Source organism: Streptomyces sp. IMTB 2501, assembly GCF_001953885.1.
Classification (GTDB): Bacteria; Actinomycetota; Actinomycetes; order Streptomycetales; family Streptomycetaceae; genus Streptomyces.
In genome coordinates, this window is sequence record NZ_MQUS01000007.1 from 109,450 (window position 1) to 131,766 (window position 22,317).

The following is a 22,317-nucleotide window of genomic DNA, read 5'->3' on the forward strand; positions in this document are numbered from 1 at the left end:
CGCGTCGCTCAGCCCCGCTTGGGCGGCTCCGCGACGAACGCCCCCACCGAGCGCCAGCTGCGCCGGAGCTCTCCCGACACGCCGCGCCACCACGCCTCCGCCGGGAGCTTGCCGGCGGGCTCGAAGGGCTCGCCGGGACGGGGCAGGGCCACCGCCTGGCCGGCCTCCTCGGCCGCCTCCTTCGTCCACTCCCCCGGCTCGGCCCAGGGATGCGGGGCCAGGTTGAAGGTGCCCCAGTGGATCGGCAGCAGCGCGCCGTGCGAGGCGCCGCCCTGCAGATCGAGGTGGGCGCGCAGGCCCTCCTCGGGGGTCATGTGGATGTCGGGCCAGAACTCGCTGTACGCCCCGATCTGGATCATCGTGGCGTCGAACGGGCCATGGACCGCGCCGATGTCCTTGAAGCCCTCGAAGTAGCCGGTGTCACCGCTGTGGTAGATCCGGTGCTCCTCGCCGGCGACGGCCCAGGACGCCCAGAGGGTGTGCTGGGTGTTGCGCAGACCGCGGCCGCAGAAGTGGCGGGCCGGGGTGGCGGTGAGGGTGAGCCCGCCGATCCTGGTGGACTCGTGCCAGTCCAGCTCGCGCAGCCGGTCCGGGGAGACACCCCAGTGTTCGAGGTGGGCGCCGACGCCGAGCGGCACGGCGAACACGGTGTCCGTGCCGGCCAGTGCCTTGATCGTGGGCAGGTCCAGATGGTCGTAGTGGTCGTGCGAGATGACGACCACGTCGACCTCGCCGAGCGCGGCCAGTGGCAGCGGCACGGGGTGCAGCCGCTTGGGCCCGGCGAAGGGGAACGGGGAGCAGCGCTCGCCCCAGACCGGGTCGAACAGCACCCGGTGGCCGTCGATCTCCGCGAGGACGCTGGAGTGGCCCATCCAGGTCAGCCGCAGCCCCGTGGCTGGCGGCTTGGCCAGGTCGGCGAAGGTCGTGGCGTGCACCGGGACGGTGCCCTTCGGGGAGCGCAGCGGCCGACTGTCCTTGTCGAGGAACACCTTGGCGAGATCCAGCGTGGAACCGGAGGGCCGGGTGCGGGCCGCACCGCCCGGGTTCTGGAAGACGCCGTCCTTGAAGTGGGGGGAGCGACGGATGCGTGCCAGGCGCTCACCGCCCGGGTCCGCGCCGAACGCCGCCGGCCGCAGGGCGCGGAGCCCGGAGCTCGAGGAACGCATTCCGGTCACGGTACCTCCCGGTGGAGTGGGTGAGGCTCCCCATTATGGTCGGCCCCTCCGACAGCCCGGGACCGCCGGGGTGCCATCGCGGGACCGGCCCGCTTTACTGAACCTTCGTTCAGCACGTTGACAGGGCTCGGACCCGCTTCTGATACTGACTCACGGTTCAGTAATTCGGCACAGGAGCAGATCTGTCGGGCTCCCCTCGCCCACCATCGTCCGCGCCCGCCCCGGAGGCACCATGACCGACCTCCCCACCGAGTTGGTCCCGCTCCGCCCCGAACAGCGCGACGTCGTCGGTCTCGCCCGTGCCTTCGCCCGTGACGAGACACGGGCACGCGCGCGTGCCGTGGACCAGGCGGACGTGAAGACACGCCATGGAGTTCGACACGGTCGTGGCGCGCGCGTTCACGCTGTTCCGGACGCGGCGGCCGCTCCCCACGCACCGCGAAGGGCCGCTGGACCTGCTTACGGCCGCACAGGCACGCGCTCAGCGGGGACGGCAGGCTGCAAGGTCACGGTGCAGGAACCGGTCAGCGCAGTGCAGCGGCAACTCCCGTTGCCCATAGTGGTGTTCGGCAACGGCGGCCACGGCGAGATCCGCGACGGGATGCGGGCGCGCGGCAACGTCCCTGCCGCGGTGGACCTCCCGCCGGCCGACCTGCCCGCCCTGGCCCGAGCGCACGGAGGACACGGCACGCGCGCGTGCGATCCCGCCGCGCCGGCCCGTGCCCTCAGCGAGGCCCTGGACCGTCCCGGCCCCACCCTGATCACCGTCCCCGAGGAGACCCCATGACCGCCCGCGCTCCCCTGATGTCGCTCGTCTGGACCGACCATGTCACCGGCCGCCAGGGCTTCCTGGTCGTGGACCGGCTGGTGCGCGGCGTGGCCAGCGGCGGGCTGCGGATGCGCCCCGGCTGCACGCTGGAGGAGGTGAGGGGGCTCGCCCGCGGCATGACGATGAAAGAGGCCCTGCACTACGACCCCGAGGCCCGCTACGTCCCGCTCGGCGGCGCCAAGGGCGGCATCGACTGCGATCCCCGGGACCCGGAGGCGTACGGCCTCTTGCTGCGCTATCTGCGTGCCATGCGACCGTACATCGAGAGCCTCTGGACCACCGGCGAGGACCTCGGCCTCACCCAGGACCTGATCGACCGCGCGGCGGCCGAGGCCGGCCTGGTCTCCTCGATCCAGGCGGTGTACCCGCTGCTGGACGACGAGGCGACGGCCCGCAAACGGCTCTCGGACGCCTTCGCGGTCGAGGTGGACGGCATCGGCCTGGACGAACTGGCCGGCGGCTGCGGGGTCGCCGAGTCGGTGCTCGCCGCGCTGGACCGGGCCGGCGTGCCGTACCCGGGCACCCGGGTCGCCGTGCAGGGGCTCGGCACGATGGGCGGGGCCACCGCGCGGTTCCTGGCACGCGCGGGGCTGACCGTCGTGGCGGCCGCCGACATCAAGGGCACGATCGCCAATCCGGCGGGGCTCGACGTCGAGGCCCTGCTGGCGGCGCGGGACGGCTACGGCACGGTCGACCGCCGTGTACTGCGCCCCGGCGACCACGAACTGCCCGCCGACGCCTGGCTGTCCGCCGAGGCGGAGGTGCTCGTGCCGGCGGCCGTGTCGTACGCGATCGACACCGCCGACCAGCACCGGGTACGCGCCCGCTGGATCGTCGAGGCCGCCAACATGCCCGTACTGCCGGAGGCGGAGGAACTGCTGGCCGGGCGCGGGGTGACGGTGCTGCCCGACGTGGTGGTCAACTCCGCGACGAACGCCTGGTGGTGGTGGACCCTGTTCGGCGACATCGGCGCCGACGCCGAGGAGGCGTTCGCCCACATCCGGCGCACCATGCGCGTCCTGGTCGGCCTGATGCTCGACCGCGCGGAAGCCGACGGTACGACCCCACGCGCGGCCGCTCACGCCCTGGTGACCGACCGGCTCCCGGCGATCGCGGCCCGCTTCGGGTGGTACCGGTGACGGGCCCGGTCCAGCCCGCCGGCGGGGCGGGGCGACGGAGGTGATGACGTCCGAGTCGGACACATCGTCCGCGGGCATCCCACGGCCCGGGTGACCGAAGGTGTAGCAGCCCCATGCTCGAACGGCCCGAAGGAACCGGGTCCCGTCCGCGTCGCCCTGCACTACGGATTAGGGTGACCGCGTGGCGAGAGTGCGGTTGAGCGTGGCCGAGCGGCGGGAGGAACTGCTGCGGGCCGCCATCGGGCAGATCGAGGCGCGGGGCGTGGCGGCGGTCAGGATCGCCGACGTGGCCGCGACCCTCGGGGTGAGCAACGCGCTGGTCCTGTACCACTTCTCGACGAAGGAGAAGCTGGTCGCGGCCGCGTTCACCTATGCGGCCGAGGACGATCTCGCGCACCTGCGCAAGCTGCTGGGCCGGCGGACGTCCGCGCTGCGCCGGCTGCGGGCCGCGGTGCGCTGGTACGCGCCGACCGGGCAGGCCAAGGGCTGGCGGCTGTGGATCGAGGGCTGGGCCGTGGCCCTGCGCGAGCCCGCCCTGCGGGAGGTCACCCGGGACCTGGACCAGCGGTGGAAGGCGGCGATCACCGACGTCATCACCGAGGGCGCGGCGGCGGGCGAGTTCGCCTGCGCCGACCCCGCCGGTACCGCACTGCGGCTGACGGCGCTGCTGGACGGGCTGGCCGTACAGCTGACGTCGTACCCCGGCGCGGTCCCGCGGACGCGCGCGCAGGACTGGGTCGACGACGCGCTCGCGCGGGAACTGGGCCTGGACCGCAAGGCGTTGACCGAACGCTAGGGCCTGTCCGGCGGACCAGGTCGCAGGACATCGACGGCGCCTCATCGGCGCTGGTGACCGCCTCGGGCAGCCGGGGGGAGTCTGCAACCGACGACAAGGCCGCAGACAGGTGTGCCACCCCCTCGTCTGCAGCCGGATCCGTCGGACGGGCCCCAGGCCGCGCCCGGCCCCGGACACCCCCGTGCCCCCACCGCATGCCGGGGGGGGGGGGCACGGGGGCTCAGGCCACCGAGGCGATGCGGTGCTTGATGTCGTCGGGGGACAGGGTGCCCTTGGCCGTGACGTGGTCGCCGGATGACTCGCCGCGCAGGCGGCGGCCGATCCACGGGACGAGGAACTCACGGGCCCAGTGCACGTCGTCGCGGCGGATGTCCAGGGTGCCCCGGGGCGGCAGCGGCGGCCACGGCTGCTCGGGGTCGGCCGGGATCTGAAGGCCGAGGGCCTGGCCGGCGCGCAGCGCCACGCGCGTGTGGCCCTCGGGCGAGAGGTGGAGCCGGTCGCTGTCCCAGGCCCGGCGGTCCTGCACGGACTTGAGGGACCACAGGTCGAGCACGGGGCAGCCGTACCGGTCCGCGATGGCGCGGACGTGCCCGTTGTACGTGGCGATCTTGCCACGCAGATGCTTGAGCACGAGAACGCCACGCGTGTCGAAACCGGTCGTCACCATGACCGTACCCGCGACCTCGGTCAGCTGGGCCACGGCCCGCTCGAAGCGCTCGGCCACCTCGTCCGGGTCGGTGCCGGGGCGGATGATGTCGTTGCCGCCCGCACAGAAGGACACGAGGTCCGGGGCGAGTTCGACGGCCTGCGGGAGCTGGTCCTGCACGATCTGGTCGAGCAGCTTCCCGCGGACCGCGAGATTCGTGTATTTGAAGTCCCCCTCGGGCCGCCGGTCGGCGAGCAGTACCGCAAACCGGTCCGCCCAGCCCACAAACGCCCCGTCGGGCCCGGGATCGCCGACGCCCTCGGTGAAGCTGTCCCCCACCGCCACGTACGACCCGATCACTGATCTGTTGTCATTCTTCGAATCGTCTACCACGAAGCACCATGATTCACCTTCGGGTGTGACCTACGCGACCGTAAGGAGGGGTTGACGAACGGTGAGAAGAGACACTCTTAAATAGTTTGCGCATCAGGAATAGGGCTGACCTCAGGCGGGTTGAATGCCTTCAGTCCATGCGGCGCAGTCGGAGCACCGTCGCATCCAGGTCGCCCGTGAGTCCGGTGCGCAGCCCGTGGTGCAGCAGGACCGCCCCCCGGTGAACTTCGCCCGTTTCATGGCATTCGTACGACGCCGTCGGGTCGAGTCCGCGCAGCCGCAGCGCCGGCACCGGCTCGCCGTAGCTCTGCGCCTGGAGCCAGGCGAGGACCACCGTCTCCTCACCCCGGACGTACTGCACAGCACTCAAGCCGCCGGACGGAGGCCGCAACCGGTACAACTCACCGTGCTGGACGACCGGGCGGATGTCTTTGTAGAGCCGGACCCACTGCCGGGCCTCGGTCAGCTCCTCCGCGGTCCACTCGGTGAGGTCGCCGCCGACGCCGAGTACGCCCGCCATGGCGCTGACGAAGCGGAACCGCAGCGTGCTGACCCGGCCGTTGAGCTGGGTGTTCGGGCTGTCGGTGACCCAGGCGGCCATCACGCGCGCGGGATGGATCTGGCTGAAGCCGTGCTGGATGGCGAGCCGGTCGAGCGGGTCGGTGTTGTCGGAGGTCCACACCTGGTCGGTACGGCTCAGCACCCCGAGGTCGATGCGGCCGCCGCCTCCCGAACAGGACTCGAAGGCGACCGAGGGGTGGGCTGCTCGGAGCCGGTCCAGCAGGGTGTACAGGGCGCGGACGTGGTCCACCCACAGGCGCTGCGGATACGGCTCACCGGGCCAGCCGGCGTCGGTGAAGCAGCGGTTGAAGTCCCACTTCACATAGTCGATCGGCGCACTGGAGAGCAGGGTGTCCAGCTGTTCCCACAGGTACTCCTGGACGTCCTCGCGGGCGAGGTTGAGGACGAGTTGGTTGCGCAGTTCCGTCCGCTTGCGTCCCGGCTGGTACTGCGCCCAGTCGGGGTGCGCGCGGTACAGGTCGCTGTCCGGGTTGACCATCTCGGGCTCGACCCAGATGCCGAACTGCATGCCGAGGCCGTGCACCTGGTCGGCCAGGGGCTTCAGCCCCTGCGGGAAGCGGTCGGGGTTGGGGCTCCAGTCGCCGAGCCCGGCGCGGTCGCTGGTGCGGGCGCCGAACCAGCCGTCGTCCACCACGAACAGCTCCACGCCGATGTCGGCGGCCCGGCGGGCGAGCGCGAGCTGCTGGTCCCCGGAGATGTCGAAGTTCGTCGCCTCCCAGGAGTTGAAGAGCACCGGCCGGTCCCGGTCGGCGTCCGGGATGACGTGCGCGCGCTGGTAGGCGTGCCAGGTGCGGCTCGCGCCGCCGAAACCGCCGTCGCTCCACAGGCCCGCGAAGACGGGGGTGGTGTACGACTCCCCCGGCTGAAGCAGCAGCAGGCCCGAGTCGTCGTAGCCTGCGCCGCCGGTGATCTGCACGCGCGCGTCCGGGAGTTGGGCGACCGCGATGCGCCAGGAGCCGGACCAGCCGAGCGCACAGCCGTAGACCTCGCCATGCTCCTCGGTGGCGTCGGTGTCCAGCGCCACCCAGGGCAGGTGCTGGTGGCCGGTGTGGCCGCGGCGGCTGCCGATGACCTTCTCGCCGTAGGTGAGCGGGGCGGTGGCCAGGCGGGACTCGGCGGCCCAGCGGCCGTGCAGCTGGGACAGCCGCCAGCCGTCGCGGTCGGGCAGGGTCCAGGTGGCCGCGTCGGCGCGCAGCAGTTCCACGCGCGCGTGGGAGCCGTTCGCCACGGTGACCCAGCGCTCGACGACGTCGCCGCGCATCCGGTAGTGCAGGGTGACGGCGACGCCGTCGTCGTCGAAGCGCAGCCGCAGCTCGTCGCCCTCCGTCTCGTACGCCCGGAAGCTCCACTCCGTGCCGCGGCGCTTGTCGGTGCGCACGGACAGCGCGGGGCGGACGAAGCGGGGGCCGCCCTCGACGGGGTACTCCTCGCGGCCGTCGAGCGGGGACTCGAAGGGCCAGTAGCCGGGCAGCGGATCCCTGGCCAGGGCCTGCGCGTCCGCGAGGGCCACACGTGGCCCCCAGTGCAGGTGGAGCAGCTCGTCCGCGTCGGTGAGATGCAGGGCATAACTGCTGGTGGGCCCCGAGAGGAGCCAGGTACGACCGTCTTCGGCGATGTCCACCACGTAAGACCTCACAGGTGCCAACAGATCCGCTCAAGTGCCAACATCATTAGGCCGCACCGCCCCAGGTGCAATGCCTGTGGACAACTCCTTGCCCGAGGAAACCGATGTCGTATGGTCGACAGAGCGCCCGCCGACGAAACGCGACGGCGGGGTCCGACCGGGAGGAGCCCCCGTGACGCAGCAGGTCCCGTCGACCGAGCCGGAGCTGGCCGGAGTGCGCAATTTCCGCGACGTGGGCGGACTGCCGACCGTGGACGGACGGCGGGTGCGGCAGGGAGTGCTGTTCCGCAGCGGACACCTGGCGCACGCGACCGAGGACGACGCGGCATTCCTCACCTCGCTGGGCCTGCACACGATCTTCGACTTCCGCAACGCGGCCGACCAGAAGCTGGAGGGCCCGGACGTCGAGCTGCCCGGCGTGCGGAATGTGAACCTGCCGCTGAGCGACCCGGCGGACGGCGCCGAGTTCTGGAAGATGGTCCGCGACGGCGACCTCGACCAGCTGCGCGGGATCCTCGCCGACGACAAGGGGTCGGCCCGGATGATCGCCTCGTACCGGTCGATCGTCAAGGAGCGCACCGCCGAGCACTCCCAGGTGCTGCGCGAGCTCACCGAGGACAGCGTGCCCGCCCTGATGCACTGCGCGGCGGGCAAGGACCGCGCGGGCATCTCCATGGCCGTGACGCTCCTCGCGCTGGGCGTGGAGCGCGGGGCGATCATCGCCGACTATCTGGAGTCGAACGCCAAGCACCGGCGCTACAAGGTCCGCCGCAGCGGCAGCACGGAGACCGCCTACACCCCCGAGGTCATGGAGCTGCTCAGCCCGCTCTTCGACGCCCGCGCCGAGTACCTCCACGCGGCGTTCGAGACCATCGAGCAGACCTGGGGCGGCGTGGACACCTATCTGCAGCACGGCCTGGGCCTCACCCCGGCCGCCCGGGACCACCTGCGCGAGCGCCTGCTGGACTGAGCGGACACGGCAGCACCGGCGGGGCGCGCCGGACATGCGCCCGTGGATCCACCGGCCCGTGTCCGCCCGTGATTTCACCGGCCCGGCCGCCTCAGCCCTTCGCTCCCACCGCGAACAGCAGGTACAGGAACCCGGCCAGGACATGGCCGAGGGCGATGTAGATGATCAGGCGGATCCACAGGGAACGGGGGAACTTCGTCTCGAAGTCGCTCATGGCAGTTCTCCGGTCAGCGGCCCCAGGCACAGTGTGGCCGTGGGGCTCTGCAGCAGCGTGTGGACGAACAGCAGCTCGACGCCGTCGTGGTCCTCGGCGGCGAGGCGGTGCGGGGTGAGCGAGTCGAAGTGCGCGCTGTCGCCGGGCCCGAGCAGATGCGCGGTGTCACCGAGGCGCAGCCGCAGCCGGCCCCGCAGGACGTAGACCCACTCCTCGCCGGGATGGACCCGCACGATGTCGCCCTGCGAGCCGTACGGGACCCGTACGCGCAGGGCCTGCATGGCGCGGCCGGGCGCCCCGGCCTGGAAGTACGTCCAGCCACCCGCCCGGGTCGGCTCCATGTCACCGGCGCGCACGATCGCGTCCCGGTCGGCGACCGTCTCGCCCAGCAGCTCGGAGACGGTCGTACCGTAGATACGGGCGAGAGCCAGCAGCATCGGCAGCGACGGCTGCCGCTGACCTGTCTCCAGCCGGGACAGATGGGCCGGCGAGAGCCCCGCGGCACGGGCCGCGGCCTCCAGAGTGAGGCCGGTGCGCCGGCGCAGTGCCCGCAACTGCGGTGCGACGGCCGTCAGCTCGTCGCCCGTGCCCGCCGGTGGGCCGGCGCCTGAGGCGTTCATGCCTTCATTCAGCACCGGTTTTGCCCAAAGGGCAATTTTCTTGCCTCTGAGGCAAACGCCCGGGGGTGAACCGAGCACACTGAGCCCACCCCGCCGGCCGGATCCGGCACGCCTGCCCACGCCGTCGGCTTCACCGCGCTCGTGCTGGGCATCGCGGCCGTGTCGGGTCTGTGGCCGACGCTGACGTTCGTCATGCTTCCGGTGATGCTCATCGCCGGGGCGCCGGCCTTCGGCTTCGGCCTCGTGGGCATTCACCACGCCCTGCGCGGCATCGGCCACCTGTGGATGGCCGTCACCGGCACCGTCCTGGGCGCAATCGGGTCCGCCTACCCTTTCGTCCTCTTCCCCGTCCTGCCGTTCGTCTTCTGAAAGTCCGGGTCAGCGGCCCGCCACGGCCTGCTTGATCAAGGTCTTGCCGAAGTCCCACATCAGGCCGCCCCCGCTGTGCGCGTCGTCCATCACGGCGGTGAAGGCGTCCACGAACCGGTCGACGTCCGCCTCGCCGATGATCAGCGGCGGGATCAGCTTGATCACCTCCAGATGGTCCCCGGAGACCTGCGTGAGAATCCGGTGCCGCTGCAGCAGCGGTACGACGACCATCTGCGCGAACAGGCCCTTGCGCGCCGCCTGCAGCATGGTCCAGCGGCTGCGCAGCTTCAGCGAGGACGGCTTGCCGAACTCGATGCCGATCATCAGCCCCCGGCCGCGGATGTCGGCGAGGAGTTCGTACTTGTCGATCAGTGCGGTCAGGCGGGACTTCAGCAGTTCGCCGGTGCTGCGTACGCCAGCGACGATCTGCTCGTTCTCCATGGCCGACAGCACGGCGAGGCCGCACGCCATCGCCGGGGCGTTGGAACCGAAGCTGGCCGAGTGGACCAGGACGCGGTCCATGGACGAGTAGACCTTCTTGAAGATCCAGTCCTTGCCGAGCGTGGCGCCGACCGGGACGTACCCGCCGGACAGCGCCTTGGCCACGCACACCAGGTCGGGTTCGACGCCGTCCTCGTGCTGGTAGGCGTAGAAGTCGCCGGTGCGGCCTAGGCCGGTCTGCACCTCGTCGGCGATGAGCAGCGCCTTGTGCCGGTGCAGCAGCTCCTGGGCGGCGCGCAGATAGCCGGGCGGAGCCTCGTGCACCCCCTTGCCCTGGATGGGCTCCACGATCAGGGCGGCCACGTCGCCCTTCTTCAACTCCCGTTCCAGGGCGCCCAGATCCCCGAGGGGTACGGCGGTGTCGGGCAGCAGCGGGGCGAAGCCGTCGCGGAAGCCGCCCTCTCCGTTGACCGACAGGGAGCCGGTGGTCAGGCCGTGGAAGGCGTGGTCGCAGTAGAGGACACGGGGCTTGCCGGTGGCGTACCGGGCGAACTTGAGGGCCGTCTCGACGGCCTCCGTGCCGCTGTTGCCGAAGAACACCCGGTCCAGGTGCGGGCTGTGGCTGAGCAGCCGCTCGGCGAGCAGGCCGGGCAGCGGCTGGCAGTCGAACCGGGTCAGATCGGCGAGGTTCAGGTCGAGCACGTCGTGCAGCGCCTTGCGGACGACCGGGTGATGACGGCCGAGGCCCATCACCCCGAACCCGGCGAGCATGTCCAGGTAGTCGTTGCCGTCCGCGTCGTAGAAGTGGGCGCCCTCGGCCCGCTCGTAGACCTTGTCGAAGCCGATGGTGTGCAGCATGCGCGGGAGCTGCGGGTTGAGGTACTTCGCGTGCAGCTCGTAGCGTTCGGCTCCGCGCTCGGCGAGCAGGGCGCCGAGGTCGAACTCCGTGCTCATTCCTTCTCCTTGGCTGTGCCGTCCACGTCCCTGACGGCCAGGCTCGCGCTGATCCGCCCGGCGATCTCGACGGGTGTGAGACCGATGTCGGCCAGCACCTCGCCGCGCTTGGCGTGCGCGAGGAACTGTTCCGGGATGCCGAACCGCCGTACCGGCACGTCCACGTCGGCGTCGCCGAGGGCCAGCGCCACGGCGGAACCGACGCCCGCGGAGCGGCTGTTGTCCTCCACGACGGCCACCAGCCGGTGTCCGGCGGCGAGGCCCGGCAGCGCGGGATCGACGGGCTTGACCCATCGGGGGTCCACCACCGTGCAGTCGACACCGCGCGCCTCAAGCAGTTCGGCGGCCTGCAGGCACACCGGGGCCATGACACCGACGGCCACCAGCAGCACCTCGGGATGGTCGCCGCGGTGCAGCACGTCCATGCCGCCGACATGGCCGATCGCCTCGATGTCCGGGCCGACGGACTCCTTCGGGAAGCGGACCAGGGTGGGCGCGTCGTCCACGGCGACGGCCTCGCGCAGCTGAGCGCGCAGCTGGCCGGCGTCGCGCGGCGCGGCGATCCTGAGGCCGGGGACGACCTGGAGGACGGACATGTCCCACATGCCGTTGTGGGAGGCTCCGTCGGCGCCGGTGACGCCGGCCCGGTCGAGGACGAAGGTGACCCCGCAGCGGTGCAGGGCGACGTCCATCAGCAGCTGGTCGAAGGCGCGGTTGAGGAAGGTGGCGTAGAGGGCGACGACCGGATGCAGCCCGCCGGTGGCGAGGCCGGCCGCCGAGACGGTCGCGTGCTGCTCGGCGATGCCCACGTCCCACACGCGGTCGGGGAAGCGTTCGGCGAACTTGCCGAGCCCGACCGGGTGCAGCATGGCCGCCGTGATGGCGACGATGTCGTCGCGTTCCTCGCCGATCCGGACGATCTCGTCGCCGAACACGGAGGTCCAGGACGGACCGCCGGACGGCGCGAGCGGTTCGCAGGTCAGCGGGTCCATCACGCCGACGGTGTGGAAGTGGTCCTCCTCGTGCAGGAGGGCGGGCTCGTAGCCGCGGCCCTTCTCGGTGAGGCAGTGGACCAGGACCGGGCCGTGGAAGCGTTTCGCGCGGCGCAGCGCCGACTCGACGGCCTTGATGTCGTGCCCGTCGATCGGGCCGACGTACTTCAGGCCCAGGTCCTCGAACATGCCCTGCGGGGCGAAGGCGTCCTTGAAGCCCTTCTTCGCCCCGTGCAGGGACTCGTAGAGGGTGTTGCCGACGACGGGGGTGCGCAGCAGTACGTCCTTGCCCCAGGCGAGGACCTTCTCGTAGCTGTCGGTGGTGCGCAGGGTGGCCAGGTGGTTGGCGAGGCCGCCGATGGTCGGAGCGTAGGAGCGTTCGTTGTCGTTGACGACGATGATCAACGGGCGGTCCTTGGCGGCCGCGATGTTGTTCAGCGCCTCCCAGGCCATGCCGCCGGTCAGCGCGCCGTCGCCGATGACGGCGACCACATGGCCCTTCTCCCCCTGCACCCGGTGGGCCTTGGCGAGGCCGTCGGCCCAGCCGAGCGCGGTGGAGGCATGGCTGTTCTCGATGATGTCGTGCTCGGACTCCTCGCGCGAGGGATAGCCGGACAGTCCCCCCTTGCCGCGCAGCTTGGAGAAGTCCTGACGTCCGGTCAGCAACTTGTGGACATAGGACTGGTGGCCGGTGTCCCACAGGATGCGGTCGACGGGCGACTCGAAGACCCGGTGGAGCGCGATGGACAGTTCCACCACCCCCAGATTGGGCCCGAGATGGCCGCCGGTCCGCGACACCGCGTGCACCAGGAACTCGCGTATTTCCTCCGACAGCTCGCCGAGTTCCGCCTCGGACAGCGCCTTCAGGTCGCGTGGTCCCCGGACGTTCTCCAGAATGGTCACGTGGGCCCCCTCTCGGTCCGTGCTCTACCTCAACTCACTTGTCTTCGGGGCTTGTTCGCTCGGCGAGCTTCAGCGCCTCCTCGATGAGCGTCTCCACGATCTTCGATTCGGGTACAGTCTTGATGACCTCGCCCTTGACGAAAATCTGCCCCTTCCCGTTGCCCGAGGCAACTCCCAGGTCGGCCTCGCGAGCCTCGCCCGGACCGTTCACCACACACCCCATCACCGCGACCCTGAGCGGCACTTCCATGCCGTCCAGGCCCGCCGTGACCTCCTCGGCGAGTTTGTAGACGTCGACCTGGGCCCGGCCGCAGGACGGGCAGGAGACGATCTCCAGCCGCCGTTGCCTGAGGCCAAGCGACTCCAGGATCTGGATACCGACCTTGACCTCCTCGGCCGGCGGTGCGCTCAGTGAGACGCGGATCGTGTCGCCGACGCCCCGGGACAGCAACGCCCCGAAGGCCACGGCCGACTTGATCGTGCCCTGGAAGGCGGGGCCTGCCTCGGTGACCCCCAGATGCAGCGGGTAGTCGCAGCTCTCGGCGAGCTGGCGGTACGCCTCGATCATCACGACCGGGTCGTTGTGCTTGACGGAGATCTTGATGTCCCGGAAGTCGTGCTCCTCGAAGAGCGATGCCTCCCACAGCGCGCTCTCGACCAGTGCCTCCGGGGTGGCCTTGCCGTACTTCCGCAGCAACCGCCGGTCCAGGGAGCCGGCGTTGACGCCGATGCGGACCGGTGTGCCGTGGTCCCTGGCGGCGCACGCGATCTCCTTCACCTGGTCGTCGAACTGCTTGATGTTGCCCGGATTGACCCGGACCGCCGCGCAGCCGGCCTCGATGGCGGCGAAGACGTACCTGGGCTGGAAGTGGATGTCCGCGATCACCGGGATCTGCGACTTGCGGGCGATGGTGGCGAGGGCGTCCGCGTCGTCCTGCGTGGGGCAGGCGACGCGGACGATCTGGCAGCCGGACGCGGTGAGTTCCGCGATCTGCTGCAGGGTGGCGCCGATGTCGGACGTACGGGTCGTCGTCATCGACTGCACCGACACCGGGGCTCCGCCCCCGACCGCCACCGGCCCGACGTGGATCTGCCGCGACTGCCGCCGCGGTGCGACCGGCCGGGCCGGTACCTCGGGAACACCCAAGGGAACGGCGGTCATCGCGTCACTCCCGGTTTCCGGAGACCGTCTCGCGCATGGCGCGCAGCGACTCCTTCAGGGAGCCCATGGTGGCGAGGACGGCCGTGGGTTCGTAGCCGCAGTGCGCCATGCAGTTGTCGCAGCGCGGGTCCTTGCCGCGGCCGTACTTGTCCCAGTCGGTCTCCTCCAGCAGCTGCCGGTATGTGGGCACGTAGCCGTCGCTCATCAGGTAGCAGGGCTTCTGCCAGCCGAACAGCGAGTAGCTCGGGATCGCCCACGCGGTGCACGGGAAGTCGACCTTGCCCTCCAGGAAGTCCAGGAAGAGCGGGCTCTGGTTGAGCCGCCACTTAGCGCGGTTGCCGCCCGAGAACGCCTTCTTGAACAGTTCCCGGGTCTGCTGGACGCCGAGGAAGTGCTCCTGGTCGGGGGCCTTCTCGTAGGCGTAGGCGGGCGAGAGCATCATCTCGTCGACCTGCAGGTCGTCGTTGAGGAAGTTGAGCACCTCGACGACGGTCTGCGGGGTGTCCGTGTTGAAGAAGGTGGAGTTGGTGGTCACCCGGAAGCCGCGCCGCTTGGCCTCCCTGATCGCCTCCACTGCCTCGTCGAAGGTCCCCTCCTTCGCCACCGAGGCGTCGTGCCGCTCCCGCAGCCCGTCGATGTGCACGGCCCAGGCGAAGTAGGGCGAGGGCTTGAACTTGTCCATCTTCTTGCGCATCAGCAGCGCGTTGGTGCACAGGAAGACGAACTTCTTCTTCGCCACCAGCTGCCGCACGATCTCGTCGATCTGCGGATGCATCAGAGGCTCACCGCCGGCGATCGAGACCATCGGCGCGCCCGACTCCAGGACCGCGCCCACGGCCTGCGCCACCGGCATGCGCTGCTTGAGCACGCCCGCCGGGTGCTGGATCTTGCCGCAGCCCTCGCACTTGAGGTTGCACGCGAACAGCGGCTCCAGCTCGACCAGCAGAGCGAACTTGTCGCGCTTCCTGAGCTTCTGTTCAAACAGATACGTAGCGACCTTGACGGTCTGACGCAACGGCATGGCCATCTGGCTCACCTCCGGGGGAGCAACAAAGAACGGTGCCATTCATAAAATGCGGGAAGAACGGAACGAAGAACGCGGAAAGCAGATATTCCACCGCGCACCGTTCCGATCCGGACGAGTTCATGTTCTGGGGCGTCCACGACCACCCGTACGGCCGCAACCGGGCGCTCGCCGCCGCGGACGGCGGCGAGCAGCGTGGCCGCCGACTCCATGTCGACCGCGAGCGCGCCGGTCGCGCGCAGCTGGGACCGTTCGGGGCCGCGTACCACGTGGTCGGAGCCGGTGAGCGGCCCGGTGTGGACCGTGCGTCCGGGCAGCAGGCGCACGAGTTCCTTGACCAGCAGCTCGGTGCCCACGCAGGCGACGGTGCCGCGCGGGTCCCGGGTCTCCTCGGCGACGACCAGATCGCCTGGATGCATACCGGGCGCGAGCCCGGCACAGAAGCCGGTGGCCAGTACGGCCGCGTCGGCCAGCGCCGGGCCGGAGAGCTGCCGGGTGACGGAGCGTTCCGCCGCACGGGGCCCCATGCCCGTACGGAGGAAGGAAACCGGCCCGTCCGCCCCGCCCCTGTCCCCCGTGCGCAGGGCCAGATGCTCGATGCCGAGCGCGCAGGCGATCAGCAGCGGGGCAGGTGCGGGCTGGTTGGTCAATTCAGCTCACCTTGGCCTCGGCCTGGGGTTTCCTCGCGAGCAGATCGCGCTCGAAGGGGTCGCCGTGCAGATACCGGCCGAGCGCGGTGAGCGGGAAGACCTGCCGGTACAGGTGGTAGTTGATGGAGAAGTCCCAGGGGAAGCCGGTACCGGTGAAGTGCGGCTCGTCCCAGGTGCCGTCCTCCTGCTGGGTGTCGGCCAGCCAGCGGATGCCGCGCTCGACGGCCTTGGAGTCCTGCTCGCCGGCCGCGAGCAGCGCCATCAGCGCCCACGCGGTCTGCGAGGCGGTCGAGGCGCCCCGGCCGCTCCACTCCTTGACGTACTTGTAGGAGCGCAGGTCCTCGCCCCAGCCGCCGTCGTCGTTCTGCACGCCCTCCAGCCAGGCCACGGCCCGCCGGATCGCCGGGTGCGTGCCGGGCAGCCCGGCGGCGGTCAGCGCGGGGAGGACCGACCCCGTGCCGTAGACGTAGTTGACGCCCCAGCGGCCGAACCACGAGCCGTCCGGCTCCTGTTCGGCGAGCAGCCACTCGATGCCGCGCCGGGTGCGCGGATCGTGGGCGAGGCCCTCGGCGGCGAGCATCTCCACGACGTGCGCGGTGACGTCCGCCGACGGCGGGTCGATGACCTCGCCGAAGTCGCAGAACGGCAGCCGGTTCGGGAACGGGCTGGTGTTGTCGACGTCGAAGGCGCCCCATGCGCCGTTCTTCGACTGCATCCCGAGGTTCCAGCGTACGGCGCGCCCGATGGCCCGGTCCACGCGCTCGGGGTCGTGGTGCCGGACCCGGCGCAGTGCGAGGGCGACCTCGGCGGTGTCGTCGATGTCGGGGTAGTTGTCGTTGTGGAACTCGAACGCCCAGCCACCCGGCGGCAGTCCGGGGCGCTTCACGGCCCAGTCGCCGGGCCGCACGATCTCCTCGCCGAGCATCCAGTCGGCCGCCCTGACCAGTTGCGGATGATCGGCGGGCAGCCCGGCGTCGATGAGCGCGATGGTGGCGAGACAGGTGTCCCACACCGGCGACTGGCAGGCCTCGATCATCCGGGCGCCGTCCTCGCGCCATACGGCGAAACGGTCCAGCGAGGCGAGGCCCTCGCGCATCACCGGGTGCTCAAGGTCGTAGCCGAGCAGGTGCAGGGCGATGACCGAGTACACGGCCGGGGGCTGGATGCCGCCCCAGCAGCCGTCGTTCTCCTGTCGCTCGATGATCCAGCGGGCGGCGGAGTTCATCGCGGCCCTGCGGAGCCGGCGCGGGGCGACCTTGCGGAACTGGTGCAGCGCCTTGTCCAGCCGCTGGAAGGCGCCGTCCCAACTGGCCACCGGGGCAAGCGGCTTGGCCGGGTTGGGGTCGGCCGGGTCGGTGTGCAGTTCGTCCAGCGGGAAGGGCGCCGGGCGCACCGGCCGCTTGGCCGAGACGACGGTCAGCGGCACGATGGTCTGCCGGGCCCAGCAGCCGAAGTCGTAGATGTTGAGCGGCATCCAGGCCGGGAAGTAGATGAGCTCCGGCGGGAGTTCGGGCAGGTCCTCCCACTTCCACCAGCCGAACAGGGCGAGCCAGATCCGGGTGAACACCCGGGAGGCGGCGATTCCGCCGCGCTCGCGGATCCAGGCGGAAGCTTTCGCCAGGTGCGGGGCGTCGGGCATGTCGCCGGCCAGGCGCAGAGCGACGTAGGCCTCGATGGTGGTGGACAGTTCGCCGGGCCCGCCGTAGAAGGTCGCCCAGGTGCCGTCCTCGCGCTGCTCGCCGCGGATGAACATCGCGGCGGCCTGCGTGGTCTTCTCGTCGCGGATTCCCAGGAACTGACGGAGCAGCAGGTCCTCGGCGTCCATGGTGACGTTGGTCTCCAGGTCGCCCTTCCACCAGCCCTGGCCGTCCTGCCGCGCGAGCAGGAAGTCGGTGGCGCGCCGTGCGGCGCGAGCGGCGGCTTCTGGTACCCCGGCCGCCTCGGGGGTGGCGTCGATGGTGTCGCTGGCCGCGGCAGCGCGGGTCGGCACAGTCGCCCCGGTGCTTCCGTCGGTCGTCGCTGTCATGGCTTCCCCTTCGTGCAGTCGTGCGAGTCGTGCTGCTGTGGGTCCGCCGTCGGCCGGTGTCCGCAGGTGCTGCGGCACCGGCCGGCGACTACGCGAGTGTTCGACCGATAGTGATCATCTCTTTCGTACGACGACGAAGTCGGCGAGCGCCGTGAAGGAGTCCCGTACCCGGTCGGGCATGTCGACGGCGTCGAGGGCTTCGATGGCGATGATGTGCTGACGGCGCGCTTCCCCGGCCGTCCAGTCGCGGCCGCCGGCCTGCTCGATGAGGGCCGCGCGGGCCGCGAACTCCTCCTCGGAGAAGTTCTCGAAGTCGCTGCTCTTGGCGTCCGCGGCGAGGATCTCGCCGAGTTGCTCGGACGCGGGGCCACCGGCCGCGAGTGCGGCGACGACCGGCAGGGACTTCTTGCGCTGGCGCAGGTCGCTCCAGGTCTGCTTGCCGGTGGCCTCCGGGTCGCCCCAGATGCCGAGCAGGTCGTCGACGGCCTGGAAGGCGAGGCCGAGGTGGTAGCCGTACTTCTCCAGCGCGTCGGCGGTGGCGTCGTCCGAGCCGCCGAGGACCGCGCCGATGGAGCTGGAGGCCGCGAGCAGCGCGCCGGTCTTGTTGCCCTCCATCTCCAGGCACTCCTCGACGCTGACCCGGTCGCGGTGCTCGTAGGAGATGTCCTGTGCCTGACCGTCGATCAGGGCCCGGGTGGCGGTGGTCAGACGGCGGGTGGCGCGGCCGGCCTCGACCGTGCCGAGCTCCAGCAGCACCTCGTTGGCGAGGGCGAACAGGGCGTCGCCGACCAGGATCGCCTGGGCGGGGCCGTGCACCTTCCAGACCGTGTCGCGATGCCGGCGCTGCTCGTCGCCGTCCATCAGGTCGTCGTGCAGCAGCGAGAAGTTGTGGACCAGTTCGACGGCGACGGCGCCGGGGATGCCCACCTCGGGCGCGGCACCGGTGACCTCGGCGGAGAGCACGGCGAGCGCGGGGCGCACGGCCTTGCCGCCGTCGCCGTCGGCCGGATTGCCGGCGGCGTCGATCCAGCCGAAGTGGTAGGCGGCGACGGTGTCCATGGGAGACGCCAGCCGGTCGACGGCCGCACGCAGGACCGGAGTGGCCAGCGTCCGGCCGCGCTCCAGCAGCGCGGTCACATCCACCGCGGCCCGTGGGACGGGCGTCGAGGCCGGGGGCACAGTGGGCACAGTCTCTCCTCTTGTTGCGGTACCGGGGGTGCGGGGGCCTGCCGCATGCCTGAACGGCATCAGGCCGCCTCCTCGAACTCGAAGAGATGGCGGGGGCGGGGCCGGCCCAGGGCGCTGAGGGCGGCGTCGGCCGCGCTCACGCCGCTGCGGACCGCACTCTCCATGGTCGCGGGCCACCCGGTGGCGGTCCACGCTCCGGCCAGGTACAGGCCGGGGGCATTGGTGCGGGCGCCGGGCCGCAGCCGCCCGACGCCGGGGGTGGGGGCGAACGTGGCCGTGCGCTCCCGGGTCACGAAGAAGTCCTGCACCTCGGCGCCCCGGGTACCCGGGATCAGCCGCTCCAGCTCGGGCAGATAGCGCTCGCGCAGGTCGGCGACCGGCAGGTCGATCTCGTCCTGTGCGGCCGACTGGGACAGCGCGAGGTACTGGCCCGCGCCGAGACCGGAGGCGTCGGTACGGTCGAAGACCCACTGCACCGGGGTGCCGAGGGCCGCGAAGAAGGGGCGTGCGAGGACCTTGCGGTCGTAGACGACATGGACGTTGAGGATCGGCGCGGTGCCGATCCCCAGCAGCCGCTCGGGTGCGTCGAGGGCGCCGGACGGCAGCAGGTCGTGGGCCTCGCGCTGCGGTACGGCGAGGACGACGGCGTCGGTTTCGAGGCGCTCGCCGGGAACCTGAACGCTCCAGGTGCCGTTTTCGTTGGTAGAGACGGAGGTGACGCGTGTACGGACCTCGGTACGGACGCCCGCGGAGTCGAGCGCCTTGCGGGCCAGCCGGTCGTGCAGTTCGCCCAGCGGGACGCGGGCCCAGCCGATGTCGGCCGCGCCCGGGTCGGACAGCAGACCGGTCTTGAACACCATCGCGGCGAGCCCCAGCGAGGCGTCGCCCGCGACCGCGTTGAGGGTGGCGACCCCGACCAGGTCCCACAGGGCCTCGACAGCGCGTGCCGACTGGCCGTGCGCGGCCAGCCAGCTGCCGAAGTCCTGGGTGTCCAGGGCCGGATCGGCGAGGTCGAGCCCCTTCAGCGCGAGCGCGGCACGCCCGACCGCGGCACGCTCGGCGAGCGAGAGGTGCGGATAGGCGGCCAGGCTGCGCCCCAGGTGGAGGGGGACGGGCAGCGCGTCGCGCCGCAGCCTGCCGAGCCGTCTGCCCTCGGGCTTGGCGACGTCGACGACGGGCACGTCCAGGCGGTCCTGCAGCGGTGCCAGCGCCGCGCCCTCGATCCGGTCGAGGAACCAGCGGTAGGCGGTGCAGCAGCGCAGGTACACATGCTGGCCGTTGTCGACGGTCAGCTCGCCGCGCTGGAAGGAGAAGGCGAGGCCGCCCAGCCTGGGCCTGCCTTCGAACAGGGTGACACGCACGCCCGCGTCGGCGAGCGCGAGCGCCGCGGTGATCCCGGCGAGCCCGCCGCCGACCACGACGGCGCTGCGGCGCGCCGCGCCTTCGGGTACCGCGGTGCCGTGTGCCTGTGCGGGGCGCGAGCCGTCGCTCATCGTGCGTCCTTCCCTGCGTGCCGAGCGTGCAGGTTGAACGGTGCACGGTCGGCCGTCGCAGTCAGGGACGCCACGCCGCAGCGCAGGGTTGCCTGCCGCTCGTCTCCTGGTTCGGGAAGGACCATCAGGCGCGCCTCCTGACGGACCGGGGCGAGACATGGCGGGTCACATGCCGGGTGTCCAGACCGGACAGGCCGCGTACGGCGACGTAGGCCTTCTCCCGTCCGGGCAGCGAGACCCTGCCGCGCAGCACGGCCTCCGGGTCGCGCTCGATGCGGTCCAGCAGCCGGCGGTAGATACCGGCCATGGCGGCGACGCACGCGCCGCTGCGCCGGTCGAGCATGGGCAGCAGCCGGTAGCCCTCGGCGAAAAGGGCGCGGGCCCGCCGCACTTCGAAGTGCACGAGGCCCGCGAAGTCGGAGCCCTCGGGTGGAGTCGGCCCGTCGAACCCGGCCGAGCAGCCGAACTTGGCCAGGTCGTCGGCGGGCAGATAGGTACGGCCGCCCTCGGCGTCCTCGCGGACGTCTCTGAGGATGTTGGTCAGCTGCAGCGCGAGACCGAGGGTGTCGGCGTACTCGGACGCGCGCTCGGCGCCGCGCGCTCCCGGTTCGGTGCCGAACACACCGAGCGAGAGCCGGCCGATGGCACCGGCGACACACCGGCAGTAGACCTTCAGGTCGTCCCAGGTCTCGTAGGTCTCGCCGCGCACGTCCATCTGGACGCCGTCGATCAGCTCGTCGAGGCCGCCGAGCGGGATGGGGAAAGCGCGTGCGGCATGGGCGAGGGCGACCGCGACCGGGTCGGTGTCGTCCTCCTCGACCTCGCCGTCCCGTACCCGGGCGAGCAGTGCCCTGGTGTCCTCAAGCCGCTTCAGCTTCACCTCGCCGGCCAGGTCGCCGTCGCCGATGTCGTCCACGCGCCGGGAAAAGGCGTACAGCGCCGACATGGCGCGGCGCTTGGGCGTGGGCAGCAGCCGGATGCCGTAGGCGAAGTTACGGGCCTGCTGCCCGGTGACGGTCTCGCAGTAGCTGTAGGCGGCGAGTACCGGTGCGGACACGTGCGACGGAGAATCCACGGTCCGGATCACCCCTTTCCTCGCAGGATCACGCCCGCCTCACGCAGCAACTGGACCTTGCCGGGTCTGGGCGGGCCGGGAAGTACGTCGTATTCGGCGGCGGCGATCGCCCGGATCGCCGCCCTTCCCCCCGCCACGAACCCCGCGAGCAGCAGCTTCAATCTGCCGTGGACGCTACCCACCAGGGGGGCGCCTTCATTCAGCAGATCGCGGGCGCGTTGTGCTTCGTATGCAACCAGGGCGCGCACCGATGCGCCTGCGGTTTTTGCGCCAAGATCCGTTTCCTGGATCTGAAAGCGCTTCATGTCCTCGGCCGGGAGGTAGATCCGGTCCCGGCCGAGGTCCTCGGCGACGTCCTGGAGGTGCTCCACGATCTGCAGGGCGGTGCAGATCGCGTCGGAGAGGCGGATCCGCTCGGGGGTCGAGGTGCCGGTGACGTCGAGGACGAGGCGGCCGACGGGGTTGGCGGACAGTTCGCAGTAGGCGAGGAGGTCGCCGTAGGTCTCGTACCGGGTGACGAGCTGGTCCTGGCGGTTGGCGGCGATCAGGCCGAGGAAGGGTTCGGGGGTGAGGGAGCGGCGGCGGACGGTGGACTGCAGGCGGCGCAGCAGCGGATGGCCGGGGGTGCCGTCGAAGACGCGGCGCAGGTCGGCCTCGAAGGCGTCGAGGAGGAGCAGACGGTCCTCGGCCTCGGCGGGCGACACGCCGAGCGCCCGGGCGTCGGCGCCGCCGGGGGCGAGGTCACCGTCACCGATGTCGTCGACCAGGCGGGCGAAGCCGTAGACGGCCATGAGGTCGTCGCGCCACGCCCGGGGCAGGAAGAAAGGGGCCACGGGAAAGTTCTCGCTCGTGGCTTTGTCCAGAGTGGCGCGTTCCAGCTGAGGCGCCGCCTCGGTGGCCATCATCGGGCGCTGCCCGGGGCGGGGACGGCACATGCTGCGTTGAGCTGGGGAGTTTCCGTAGCCATTGCCGTCACATCTCCCGTTCTACACTGCCGACCCAATACACACTATTTCGGACACGCCGCCCAGCAATTCGCGGGGTCGCCCTGG

General features: G+C 71.3%; 21 protein-coding genes. 5 read left to right on the forward strand and 16 right to left on the reverse strand.

Translation table 11 applies throughout. From position 1 onward, the window contains the following. Positions 1-8: 8 nt before the first annotated feature. Complete coding sequence (locus AV521_RS14390; RefSeq protein ID WP_371917036.1) at positions 9-1,166, reverse strand: MBL fold metallo-hydrolase; 1,158 nt, start codon at positions 1,164-1,166, stop codon at positions 9-11. Positions 1,167-1,707: 541 nt separating this feature from the next. Here AV521_RS14390 and AV521_RS52670 point away from each other — a divergent pair. The 3 genes from AV521_RS52670 (at position 1,708) to AV521_RS14405 (ending at position 3,939) form a co-directional block, all read left to right on the forward strand. After that, a complete protein-coding gene (locus AV521_RS52670) occupies positions 1,708-1,962 on the forward strand; it encodes a thiamine pyrophosphate-dependent enzyme (RefSeq protein WP_371917037.1) in 255 nt (84 codons plus the stop codon). Then, a complete protein-coding gene (locus AV521_RS14400) occupies positions 1,959-3,143 on the forward strand; it encodes a glutamate dehydrogenase (RefSeq protein ID WP_076088239.1) in 1,185 nt (394 codons plus the stop codon). Before AV521_RS52670 ends, AV521_RS14400 begins: the two co-directional genes overlap by 4 nt. A gap of 181 nt (positions 3,144-3,324) precedes the next feature. Then, positions 3,325-3,939: a TetR/AcrR family transcriptional regulator gene (locus tag AV521_RS14405; RefSeq protein ID WP_256725551.1), complete on the forward strand. Its 615-nt coding sequence runs from the start codon at positions 3,325-3,327 to the stop codon at positions 3,937-3,939. 220 nt (positions 3,940-4,159) lie between these two features. Here the strand turns inward: AV521_RS14405 and AV521_RS14410 are convergent, their stop codons facing one another. Further along, the gene (locus tag AV521_RS14410; protein WP_076088243.1) at positions 4,160-4,945 is read right to left on the reverse strand and encodes an SGNH/GDSL hydrolase family protein; all 786 of its coding nucleotides are present in this window, start codon (positions 4,943-4,945) and stop codon (positions 4,160-4,162) included. Between the two features lie 163 nt (positions 4,946-5,108). Then, positions 5,109-7,184 carry an alpha-galactosidase gene (locus AV521_RS14415; protein WP_076088245.1) on the reverse strand — a complete coding sequence of 692 codons (2,076 nt, stop codon included), beginning with the start codon at positions 7,182-7,184 and terminating at the stop codon, positions 5,109-5,111. Between the two features lie 172 nt (positions 7,185-7,356). Between AV521_RS14415 and AV521_RS14420 the strand changes: the two genes are divergently transcribed. Then, positions 7,357-8,154: a tyrosine-protein phosphatase gene (locus tag AV521_RS14420; RefSeq protein ID WP_076088247.1), complete on the forward strand. Its 798-nt coding sequence runs from the start codon at positions 7,357-7,359 to the stop codon at positions 8,152-8,154. A gap of 91 nt (positions 8,155-8,245) precedes the next feature. Here AV521_RS14420 and AV521_RS14425 read toward each other — a convergent pair whose 3' ends face one another. Next, positions 8,246-8,368 (reverse strand): DUF6126 family protein, encoded by a 123-nt coding sequence (locus AV521_RS14425; RefSeq protein WP_023545289.1) that lies wholly within the window; start codon positions 8,366-8,368, stop codon positions 8,246-8,248. Next, positions 8,365-8,988: a helix-turn-helix domain-containing protein gene (locus AV521_RS14430; protein ID WP_076088249.1), complete on the reverse strand. Its 624-nt coding sequence runs from the start codon at positions 8,986-8,988 to the stop codon at positions 8,365-8,367. Before AV521_RS14430 ends, AV521_RS14425 begins: the two co-directional genes overlap by 4 nt. 141 nt (positions 8,989-9,129) lie before the next feature. Here AV521_RS14430 and AV521_RS14435 point away from each other — a divergent pair, with 141 nt between their 5' ends. Beyond that, positions 9,130-9,357 (forward strand): hypothetical protein, encoded by a 228-nt coding sequence (locus tag AV521_RS14435; protein ID WP_107480916.1) that lies wholly within the window; start codon positions 9,130-9,132, stop codon positions 9,355-9,357. A 9-nt stretch (positions 9,358-9,366) separates the two neighbouring features. Here AV521_RS14435 and AV521_RS14440 read toward each other — a convergent pair whose 3' ends face one another. The 11 genes from AV521_RS14440 to hpnC all read right to left on the reverse strand — a co-directional run bounded on the left by AV521_RS14440 (position 9,367) and on the right by hpnC (position 22,170). After that, on the reverse strand, positions 9,367-10,752 hold the full coding sequence (locus tag AV521_RS14440; RefSeq protein WP_076088251.1) for an aspartate aminotransferase family protein: 1,386 nt from the start codon (positions 10,750-10,752) through the stop codon (positions 9,367-9,369). Then, positions 10,749-12,647: a 1-deoxy-D-xylulose-5-phosphate synthase gene (gene dxs / locus AV521_RS14445; protein ID WP_076088253.1), complete on the reverse strand. Its 1,899-nt coding sequence runs from the start codon at positions 12,645-12,647 to the stop codon at positions 10,749-10,751. The genes AV521_RS14440 and dxs overlap by 4 nt, the downstream gene beginning before the upstream one ends. A 34-nt stretch (positions 12,648-12,681) precedes the next feature. Further along, the gene (gene ispG, locus AV521_RS14450; RefSeq protein WP_076088255.1) at positions 12,682-13,809 is read right to left on the reverse strand and encodes a flavodoxin-dependent (E)-4-hydroxy-3-methylbut-2-enyl-diphosphate synthase; all 1,128 of its coding nucleotides are present in this window, start codon (positions 13,807-13,809) and stop codon (positions 12,682-12,684) included. A gap of 4 nt (positions 13,810-13,813) precedes the next feature. After that, the gene (hpnH, locus tag AV521_RS14455) at positions 13,814-14,836 is read right to left on the reverse strand and encodes an adenosyl-hopene transferase HpnH (RefSeq protein WP_076088257.1); all 1,023 of its coding nucleotides are present in this window, start codon (positions 14,834-14,836) and stop codon (positions 13,814-13,816) included. A gap of 5 nt (positions 14,837-14,841) precedes the next feature. Further along, a complete protein-coding gene (locus AV521_RS14460) occupies positions 14,842-15,483 on the reverse strand; it encodes a 1-hydroxy-2-methyl-2-butenyl 4-diphosphate reductase (protein ID WP_076088259.1) in 642 nt (213 codons plus the stop codon). 1 nt (position 15,484) lies between these two features. Continuing rightward, positions 15,485-17,509 (reverse strand): squalene--hopene cyclase, encoded by a 2,025-nt coding sequence (gene shc / locus AV521_RS14465; protein ID WP_076088261.1) that lies wholly within the window; start codon positions 17,507-17,509, stop codon positions 15,485-15,487. A 114-nt stretch (positions 17,510-17,623) separates the two neighbouring features. Beyond that, a complete protein-coding gene (locus tag AV521_RS14470; protein ID WP_076088263.1) occupies positions 17,624-18,757 on the reverse strand; it encodes a polyprenyl synthetase family protein in 1,134 nt (377 codons plus the stop codon). Further along, positions 18,757-20,190: a hydroxysqualene dehydroxylase HpnE gene (hpnE, locus tag AV521_RS14475; RefSeq protein ID WP_076088265.1), complete on the reverse strand. Its 1,434-nt coding sequence runs from the start codon at positions 20,188-20,190 to the stop codon at positions 18,757-18,759. Before hpnE ends, AV521_RS14470 begins: the two co-directional genes overlap by 1 nt. Beyond that, positions 20,187-20,315: a DUF6380 family protein gene (locus AV521_RS52675; RefSeq protein ID WP_371917038.1), complete on the reverse strand. Its 129-nt coding sequence runs from the start codon at positions 20,313-20,315 to the stop codon at positions 20,187-20,189. The genes hpnE and AV521_RS52675 overlap by 4 nt, the downstream gene beginning before the upstream one ends. Beyond that, complete coding sequence (hpnD, locus tag AV521_RS14480; protein WP_076088267.1) at positions 20,315-21,277, reverse strand: presqualene diphosphate synthase HpnD; 963 nt, start codon at positions 21,275-21,277, stop codon at positions 20,315-20,317. Before hpnD ends, AV521_RS52675 begins: the two co-directional genes overlap by 1 nt. Further along, positions 21,274-22,170 carry a squalene synthase HpnC gene (hpnC, locus tag AV521_RS14485; RefSeq protein ID WP_076088269.1) on the reverse strand — a complete coding sequence of 299 codons (897 nt, stop codon included), beginning with the start codon at positions 22,168-22,170 and terminating at the stop codon, positions 21,274-21,276. Before hpnC ends, hpnD begins: the two co-directional genes overlap by 4 nt. Positions 22,171-22,317 lie beyond the last annotated feature (147 nt).

Bases quoted from the DNA above. Each gene is read 5' to 3' on its own strand.
- AV521_RS14390 (WP_371917036.1), bottom strand. From the start codon at position 1,166: ATGCGTTCCTCGAGCTCCGGGCTCCGCGCCCTGCGGCCGGCGGCGTTC.
- AV521_RS14400 (WP_076088239.1), top strand. From the start codon at position 1,959: ATGACCGCCCGCGCTCCCCTGATGTCGCTCGTCTGGACCGACCATGTC.
- AV521_RS14425 (WP_023545289.1), bottom strand. From the start codon at position 8,368: ATGAGCGACTTCGAGACGAAGTTCCCCCGTTCCCTGTGGATCCGCCTG.
- AV521_RS14430 (WP_076088249.1), bottom strand. From the start codon at position 8,988: ATGAACGCCTCAGGCGCCGGCCCACCGGCGGGCACGGGCGACGAGCTG.
- AV521_RS14440 (WP_076088251.1), bottom strand. From the start codon at position 10,752: ATGAGCACGGAGTTCGACCTCGGCGCCCTGCTCGCCGAGCGCGGAGCC.
- ispG (WP_076088255.1), bottom strand. From the start codon at position 13,809: ATGACCGCCGTTCCCTTGGGTGTTCCCGAGGTACCGGCCCGGCCGGTC.
- hpnH (WP_076088257.1), bottom strand. From the start codon at position 14,836: ATGGCCATGCCGTTGCGTCAGACCGTCAAGGTCGCTACGTATCTGTTT.
- shc (WP_076088261.1), bottom strand. From the start codon at position 17,509: ATGACAGCGACGACCGACGGAAGCACCGGGGCGACTGTGCCGACCCGC.
- AV521_RS14470 (WP_076088263.1), bottom strand. From the start codon at position 18,757: ATGCCGTTCAGGCATGCGGCAGGCCCCCGCACCCCCGGTACCGCAACA.
- hpnE (WP_076088265.1), bottom strand. From the start codon at position 20,190: ATGAGCGACGGCTCGCGCCCCGCACAGGCACACGGCACCGCGGTACCC.
- AV521_RS52675 (WP_371917038.1), bottom strand. From the start codon at position 20,315: ATGGTCCTTCCCGAACCAGGAGACGAGCGGCAGGCAACCCTGCGCTGC.
- hpnC (WP_076088269.1), bottom strand. From the start codon at position 22,170: ATGATGGCCACCGAGGCGGCGCCTCAGCTGGAACGCGCCACTCTGGAC.